The organism is uncultured Maritalea sp. (genome assembly GCF_937139385.1).
GTDB classification, from domain to species: Bacteria; Pseudomonadota; Alphaproteobacteria; order Rhizobiales; family Devosiaceae; genus Maritalea; species Maritalea porphyrae_A.
This window is the reverse complement of the sequence record NZ_CAKZPW010000423.1, coordinates 1-2,255: the sequence shown is the minus strand read 5'-3', so window position 1 is coordinate 2,255 and position 2,255 is coordinate 1. Positions and strand designations below refer to the sequence as shown.

Genomic DNA, 2,255 nt, shown 5'->3' with positions numbered 1-2,255 from the left:
TGAGCAACAATGCCACGGCGGTATTGTTCACCCCGATTGCCATATCCACAGCACAAAGCTTAGGTGTTGATCCATTGCCATTTGTGGTTGCCGTTATCCTTGGTGCCAACGCTTCTTTTGCGTCCCCAATCGGCTATCAAACCAATTTGTTGGTCATGGGACCCGGGCATTATCGGTTCAAACATTACTTTATTGCTGGTGTGCCATTAATCTTATTGGTTTGGATTACTTTCAGCATTGTTGCGCCATGGTACTATGGGGTCTAAACTGTCTTGACGAGTTGCCGATAGGGATGATCGTATTGACGATCAACAAGCGGAAATGACCGAACATAGTCCTTCAGACCTGCAGTTTTATTTGACCGCTGAAACAGCGTGTCCCTATTTGCCTGAAAAGTACGAGCGCAAACTGTTTACCCACTTAGCCGGCAGGCGCGCTGCTGACTTGCACAATATGTTGAGTGTGCATGGGTTTAGGCGGAGCCAAAATATCGCATATCGTCCCGCGTGTGATGGTTGCCAAGCGTGCCAGTCTGCCCGGGTCTTGGTTGCACAGTTTAAACGCAACGCCAACCAACGCCGGATCTGGCGCAAAAACCAAGATATTGTCAGCACAGATGTGTTTCCACATGCGACACAAGAACAATATCTGTTGTTCAAGCGCTATTTGAAGGATCGGCATAAAAATGGCGGCATGTCGGAAATGTCGCACCTTGATTATGAGTTTATGGTGGAAGACACGCCCGTGCAGTCCGTTGTTGTTGAATATCGCGAACGCACGCCAATCGGTGAAAAACCGGGGCCATTGCTGGCTGTTGCCCTTACCGACATTTTGCCGGATGGCATTTCGATGGTGTACAGCTTTTTTGATTCTGACCTGTCCAATAGAAGTCTTGGCAAATTCATGGTATTGGACCAAATTGAACGCGCACGTGCTGCGGGCTTGCCTCACCTATATTTAGGATATTGGGTCAAGAATTCGCCTAAAATGGCCTATAAGAGTTCGTTTAAACCGCTAGAAGTTCTTGGAAACGGGGATCACTGGCAATTGCTGGATGAAGACCAAACAGGGTCAAGACAAGTTAGATAGCGCGTGAACAATCAAGGGCTTTTGTCCATAGTACGGTTTCTCTTTGCTGGCGGCGCATTCTTTGTTTCGCTGAGTGCAATTGTTGGCTTTTTGGCCTTTGCCTTTTGGCCGCTAGACGTCTTCAATCATTTCCAACCGATTATATTTCCACTCAGCCTGGCATTGTTTTTGATCAGCGCAATTTTTGCTAAACACCAACCGTTCAAGGGTTTGGTCTTGAGTTTTTGCGCAATGGGCTTTGTTGCATCAAGTCTGGTTGTCGTTCCTGAAGTTGTTGGCGCCGTTCAGTTCAATGCAAACCCGACAAAACTGTCTGGCGAAACGCGTCGTCTGATGACATTTAACATCTACGCCAAAAATGAGAACCTTGAGGGGCTCTTTCAAAGCATTGAAGAACAAGACCCGGATATATTATTCATTCAGGAGTATTGGAGCTGGCATCGCAAAGGGCTAGAGCCAAGGCTTAGTGAGTTGATGCCATATAGTGTGCACTGTCAGGGTGGCAAACGATCATTCTTGGGCGTCTATTCAAAGTTCCCACTTAAAGAACTCAGCATACAAGACTGCGTTGATTCACTGAGTGCGGAACAACGTACATCAATCATTGCCGTTCAAGTTCAGGATGAGATTCCGTTTAATGTTGTAACTACCCATTTTGATTGGCCAATTCCTTCCGATCGCCAGAAAAAACAACGGCGAGTGGTAGCGGATGCGCTCAACAAGATTGATGGACCGACGCTGTTCGGGGGAGATTTCAACTCAACCCCCTTCTCTTACGCCTTCAAAGGCTTGGTCGATGAAGCGGGCATGAAACGCGTCGTTTGGTTGATGCCAACTTGGCCCGCGCCACCGACATATCCGTTTGATATGCCGCCTTGGATGCAGCTTGATCACATTTTGACCCGTGGTGACGTAAAAACGAACCTTCCTCACCGAGGCGCAAATGGCGGGTCTGACCACTACCCGCTCATTATTGATTTTGAAATTGGTGATGATCCAACAAGTTAGCCTTTGAACTTGTTGTTGCGTGGGAAACCAGTTGGTGGCTGACGCCCCGCTTGCGCTCGTTCACCACGCCATTCCATCAATTCATCAAATGGCTTTGTATAGGTGCGGCCTGAACTATCCGTCCAGGTTAAACCATCCGCGCTGTTAAACAGTTTGAT

Annotated in this window: 3 protein-coding genes; all 3 read left to right on the top strand. The window is 47.8% G+C overall.

Translation table 11 applies throughout. From position 1 onward, the window contains the following. Nucleotides 1–266: SLC13 family permease (locus Q0231_RS16660; protein WP_299349393.1), on the top strand; the 266-nt coding region annotated here is incomplete at its 5' end. 55 nt (nt 267–321) lie between these two features. After that, complete coding sequence (locus Q0231_RS16655) at nt 322–1,089, top strand: arginyltransferase (protein WP_299349390.1); 768 nt, start codon at nt 322–324, stop codon at nt 1,087–1,089. 3 nt (nt 1,090–1,092) lie between these two features. Next, nucleotides 1,093–2,097, top strand: a complete 1,005-nt coding sequence (locus tag Q0231_RS16650) for an endonuclease/exonuclease/phosphatase family protein (RefSeq protein ID WP_299349387.1) — start codon at nt 1,093–1,095, stop codon at nt 2,095–2,097. The last annotated feature ends 158 nt before the right edge of the window (nt 2,098–2,255 follow it).